The sequence below is a fragment of the Clostridia bacterium genome (genome assembly GCA_014360065.1).
Taxonomy (GTDB): Bacteria; Bacillota; DSM-521; order Neomoorellales; family JACIYF01; genus JACIYF01.
Map to the genome: position 1 here is coordinate 1 of JACIYF010000144.1, position 5546 is coordinate 5546.

The window sequence follows — 5546 nt, forward strand, 5'->3', positions numbered from 1 at the left end:
GCGACTTATACCCCCGAAGAGTGGGTAAAGGAGCTAGAGTTGACCAAGCGCTATTGCCAGGAGTTTGATGCAGTTTTAATTGGAAGCATTTCCGGTAGCAGCTTTGAAATATGGCGAAAGCTTGCCCGCATGGTTGAGGATGCCGGCGTTGATATGATGGAGCTTAATTTTGGATGTCCCCACCCGCGGGATCTGGGTTACAAGAGCGGGCAGGAGTTAGGAAGCGATCCCGATGCGGCAGCTGAGGTAGTGGCTCAAGTAGTGGATGAAGTCAAGGTTCCGGTAATAGTTAAGCTTACTGCCGAAGCAGTTAGTCCGGTAACAGTGGCCAAACGGGTACAGCAGGCGGGTGCCAGCGGAGTCACCGTGCTTAACCGATTCCCGGCCCTGGATGTTGATTTGGAGACTGGCCGGCCTTTGCTACACTCCACCTTTGCTGGTGTTAACGGTCCTTGGATGCGCCCCATTACCCTCAAATGGATTGCCAAAGTGGCGCGGGAGGTGGACATCCCCATTTCGGCAACCAATGGGATTTGGACCTGGGAGGATGTAGTTAAGGCAATTATGTGCGGGGCCTCTACGGTTCAGACCTGCAGCGCCATCATGTATGGGACCAAGGGCTTTCGCATTATAAAGGATTTCTTGGATGGACTCGAGAGCTACATGGAGGAAAAGGGCTATCATGAATTGCGCGAGCTAAGAGGCATTACCCTGCCGCAGATTAAGACCTGGGATGCGGTGGACCGGGATAGCCGGGCCAAGTCCAAGGTCATTAAGGATAAATGCAATGGATGCAAGCTTTGTCTCAACTGGTGCTTTTACGATGCCATATCCATTGCCGAGGAGGATTCGGGTAGGGTAGCCATAATCGACTCCGCTCGGTGCGATGGCTGCGGCTTATGCGCCTCTTTATGCCCTCGGGATGCAATAACTATGGACGGGCCGGTTCCAATATACCTTGGGGACTTTCGATAGGCAGCTCTTCTTAAGACAACTGAATCAGCTGCCGAAGGCGGGAGGGCGGCAAAGGGAAGGCTACGCATGTCAGCACAAGGGCCAGCGCATAGTGAGAGAACGTGGGCAAAGGTAGTCTGGCTGTTCTTTCTAGCTTGGGCTCTAAACTATGCCAACCGTACAGTGCTTTCGCCGCTTCTAATTGTCCTAGGGAGCACGTGGCAGCTAGGGAACAGTCAGCTGGGGTTATTCAATTCTCTATTTTTCCTGGTGTACACTGGTGTTCAGATTCCGGTTGGATACATCGCGGACCGGGTCGGGCATAAGCGCACGCTAATGTCATGCTATTTCTTTCATGCCGTTGGTTCCTTGATGAGTGCGCTAGCTTGGGGACCGGGGAGCTTTGCTGCTGCCAGGGTAGTCGCTGGCCTAGGGCAAAGCTCCTCCTACCTGACTCAATATTCTCTTGCCGCAGCGGTTATTCCTGAGGAGCGTCGGGCCTTTGGGAATTCGATTATTAATAGCGGTATGGGCATAGGGATGGCTTTTGGCCTCGCTTTTTCAAGCATTCTGGTACACGGGTGGGGATATGGCTGGCGGGTCCCGTTTGCCATATTGGGGTTTACAACTGTAGTAATGTTTCTAGTCCTTAAGCGAGAACTGCAATGGGTTCCTGAAGTCTTTCGAGAAAAGCAAAAAGGTATTGCCAAAGAAGGCGAGAAGACCGAGCTTTCTACTGGGGCAGTGTTACTCAGGCTTGTTCCCGCCTTTATACAAAGCTTTTGTTCCAACTATGGCTTCTTTGCTCTATTGACGTGGCTACCTGCCTACCTGGAAACCGCCGGGTATGCAGGCGGGCTCAGGGCAGGCCTAGTATCGACTTTAGTTCCTCTGTTATCTATTCCTGGAAGCCTGGCGTGGGCTTGGGTCAGCGATTGGGGCAAACAACGGGGCTATCTATCTAGGAGACAAGTGATGGGCTTTTTGGTAACGGTGGCCGCGGCCAGTTTTTGGCTAATAGCGGTTACGGACAAATTGACCTATATAGTGATTGGTTTGATTGGTATTGGCCTGTTTGGGTTTTTGTCACTTGATCCGTTAACTATCACTGTTGTCAGCCAGCTTACCCCTCCGGAAATGCGGGGAACCATGTTTGGCGTCAAAAACTTCTGTACCATGTTGGCGGCGATCATCTCCCCCTATCTCACTGGATATCTGGCTGACCTGACCGGTGGGTTTCGGCTGAGCTTCTATGTGGCAGGTATAGTGGAGGTAGTGGCTATTCTCTGCCTAGCAGGAATCCAAGAGCCCTTTAGGCAGACCAAAGAGATAACCAATGCTGAGTCAGCGTAGGTAGAGTTGCGGCTGGTTGGTTAATCAGGAATGGTTGAGGAAAGGAGGGACAGGAGTTGGCGAGGGTAGCCTGTATTCAGTTGGCTTTAGATGATAGCCTGACCAAAGAGCAGAGGATCAGTACGGTTGAGGGGCTGCTAGATAGGGAAAAAGGCGCTGACCTCATCCTGTTGCCAGAGAGCTGGCCAGTTGGGTTTTTTAGCTTTGATCGCTATGAGGAGGCCAGCGAGCCCCTCCAGGGGTTGATTGCAGACAGGATGAGCACCAAAGCCAAGGAACTAGGGGCATATCTTTTAGCCGGGAGTTTTATAGAGCGAGAAGGCGATAAGCTTTACAACACCAGCCTCTTCTTTGATCCTTCGGGCAGCTTATTGGCTGCTTACCGTAAGATCCACCTCTTCGGGTACGGATCTCGTGAGTCAGAGATTCTGACCCGAGGCAGCCAAGTAGTGGTAGTGGATACCGCCCTGGGAAAAATCGGCCTGAGTACCTGCTATGACTTGCGCTTCCCCGAGCTTTACCGCCAAATGGTAGACCTGGGCGCGGAGATATTCTTGGTCACCTCGGCTTGGCCGTACCCTCGGGTGGAGCACTGGACGGTTCTTAACCGAGCTAGGGCTATTGAGAATCAGGCTTACCTTATTTCCTGCAATTTTGGGGGGACGAACTGCGGGAAGCCTTTTTTGGGCCGCAGTATGGTAGTGGATCCTTGGGGCACAGTGCTAGCCACTGCCGGGGATGGGCAGGCGGTGGTACGGGCTGAAATCGACCGTGAGGTTGTGGCTTCGTGCCGGCAGGAATTTCCTCCGCTGCGCGATCGCATCCTTAGATGGCCTGAAAAATGCCCGGGAGGGGGGATACAGTAGTGTAAAGAAAGCATGGCAGCAGCTGGCGAGAGCCGACGACCAGGGGGGTGGGACCACTGTAACGTTTAAGAAAACTTAACCGTGGAGGTGAGGCTTTTGAACACTCTGAAGCTGTATCTAGACAATGATCCGGGCCAAGTAATTGAATACCAGGTGAGGAGAATAGTCAATGGGGGCTTTAGCGGGCGCAATCAGGAAGAGGTCTGGAAGCATATTCGCGAGCTGGAAAAGATAGGAGTACCAGCGCCCAAGTCTACTCCCACCTTTTACCCACTTTTGCCGGATAAAGTTACCACCAGTACCGAGCTGCTGGTAATAGGCACCGGCAACAGCGGGGAAGTGGAATACGCCTTGTTGTGCGGAGATAACAGTGGAAGCCCTGATCGCATATGGGTAGCCCTGGCCAGCGATCATACTGATCGGGACCTGGAAACCATGAGTATCCTTAAATCCAAACAAGTCTATCCAAACATCATTTCCACCGGAGTTTGGCGGCTAAGCGATGTGCTTGACCATTGGGACGTTATCGCCATTCGGTCTTGGGTGGGCCGAGACCGAGCTCAGATTTACCAAGACTCGACCCTGGCTGCCATTATGAGGCCGGAGGAGCTCTTGGATAAGGTGAGAGGGCTAATGGCGGATGGAGACCTGGGCGGAACCATTATCCTTTCTGGGACAGTGGCTACCAAAGGCGAACTCTCCTTCCATGAATGGTGGGAGTCAGAGCTAGCCGATCCGGTTCGCGGACAGACCTTGACTTGCAACTACCATGTACAGCCTATTGACTGGTTTAAAGGTGAGGCTTGATAGGTTAGTAAAGTGCTCTTGAAACTTCAAAGGCAACGATAGTCAGTCCCTTGAATAAAGATTTTGACAATCAAAAAGGAGTAAATTAAAATAAAGGAGGAAGCGTTGATGGCTAAGCCAGAGTTAGAGTTCTTTGATCCAGACCTAATTCCGTGGAAGCCAGTTGAGGGAGGACCGGAAGGCATAGTCGAAAAGATAGTTAGCCGGGACCCGGAAACCGGTTCCTATACCCGCTTACTGAAATTTCCTCCAGGTATGCGCACTACCGAAACCTTAGTTCATGACTTCTGGGAGGAAGTATACATTATCAAGGGAACGTTGATTGATTTAGGAAAGAATCAAGTCTTTACAGAAGGCATGTATGCCTGCCGACCTCCGGGAATGGTTCACGGGCCCTACGAAATTCCTACGGGTTGCACCACGTTTGAGATAAGGTATTACTTAAAGTAGCTGCCAAGGGTACCGGCTCATATGATAGTGGGCCGGTACCCACCTTCGCTCCCAGGTAACTGTGGTCTTGTCGTCAGTGTTCAGAAGGGGCGGCGAGGAACGGTGACCGGATCAACCCTAAGCAGGATTCAGGATTTTATGCAACGAACGTCTGAAATAATTGCCACTGTGCTGGGCGTAGAAGTGATGATCATCGATGAGTTTTGCCAACTAGTAGCAGCCACAGGGAGGCTGACGCCGGAATTAGGTAGCGACTATGGCCATGGAACCATAACTGCCCAACTGCTCAGCTCCGACTACCATGATGGTAATCCTTACCATATGGTGGATGACCCTCAGAGCTATAGCAAGTGTTCAGGCTGCGCCCGCCAGCAGAACTGCCATCACCTAGCGGTTTTGATTTACCCCATCAAAGTAGAGGGCAAGATAATCGGTACTATTTGCCTTTCTGCTACCGACACGGGTCAAAAAAGCCGCCTAATTACTGATCGGGCAGTGTTGGCTGAGTTCATCGACAAAATCTCTTTACTGGTTGCGGCTGCAGTTAAGGAGCAACAGGCGCACGAGCGGCTTGCAGTTGTCAACCGAGAATTGGATGCAGTCCTAAACTCGGTTCACGACGGAATCATAGTAAGTGATGCCGAAGGCCAAATAACCATGTGCAATGAATCAGCCTCGCAGTTGCTACGAATGCCGGCCGCCAGCATTTGTGGGCGCCCTCTAAGTAAGTTGTTCAATAAGCTCACTCTGCCAAGCGGTAGCTCTGGGTTCAGGACTATAACCCAGGAAATTGCTTGTTCTCACTTCAAGAACAGAGCGCTTCGGTTCTATAGTGTGATTACGCCCATCAGATACCCCAACGGTCGGAACGGATTTATCCTTTCTTTTCGGCCCCTAAAAGAAATAAGGAGCTTTGCTTCCAGGCTATTTGCTGACCCTCCCAGCGTTGGCCTGGAGGATATCCTGACCCAGGATCCGGAGATGGTGCAAATTAAGAACTTGCTAGGGAAAGTGGCTGTCACTGACGCTACGGTGCTCCTACGGGGGGAAAGCGGTACCGGCAAGGATTTGTTTGCCCGAGCCATTCATACCCTGAGTCATCGCCGCGATAAGCCG

At 51.8% G+C, this 5546-nt stretch carries 6 protein-coding genes; all 6 read left to right on the plus strand.

Annotated elements, in window-relative coordinates; all coding sequences use genetic code 11:
- Positions 1-975 (plus strand): tRNA-dihydrouridine synthase (locus H5U02_13595; GenBank protein ID MBC7343455.1); only part of this gene is annotated, 975 nt, incomplete at its 5' end.
- 66 nt (positions 976-1041) lie between these two features.
- Complete coding sequence (locus H5U02_13600) at positions 1042-2307, plus strand: MFS transporter (protein MBC7343456.1); 1266 nt, start codon at positions 1042-1044, stop codon at positions 2305-2307.
- Positions 2308-2363: 56 nt separating this feature from the next.
- Entirely contained in the window at positions 2364-3173 is an 810-nt protein-coding gene (locus tag H5U02_13605; GenBank protein MBC7343457.1) for a carbon-nitrogen family hydrolase, read from the plus strand.
- 96 nt (positions 3174-3269) lie between these two features.
- A complete protein-coding gene (locus tag H5U02_13610; protein MBC7343458.1) occupies positions 3270-3980 on the plus strand; it encodes a DUF2848 family protein in 711 nt (236 codons plus the stop codon).
- Positions 3981-4088: 108 nt separating this feature from the next.
- Positions 4089-4430, plus strand: coding sequence for a cupin domain-containing protein (locus H5U02_13615; protein ID MBC7343459.1), 342 nt, complete (start codon positions 4089-4091; stop codon positions 4428-4430).
- Positions 4431-5087: 657 nt separating this feature from the next.
- A partial coding sequence (locus H5U02_13620) for a sigma 54-interacting transcriptional regulator (protein ID MBC7343460.1) occupies positions 5088-5546 on the plus strand: 459 nt, incomplete at its 3' end.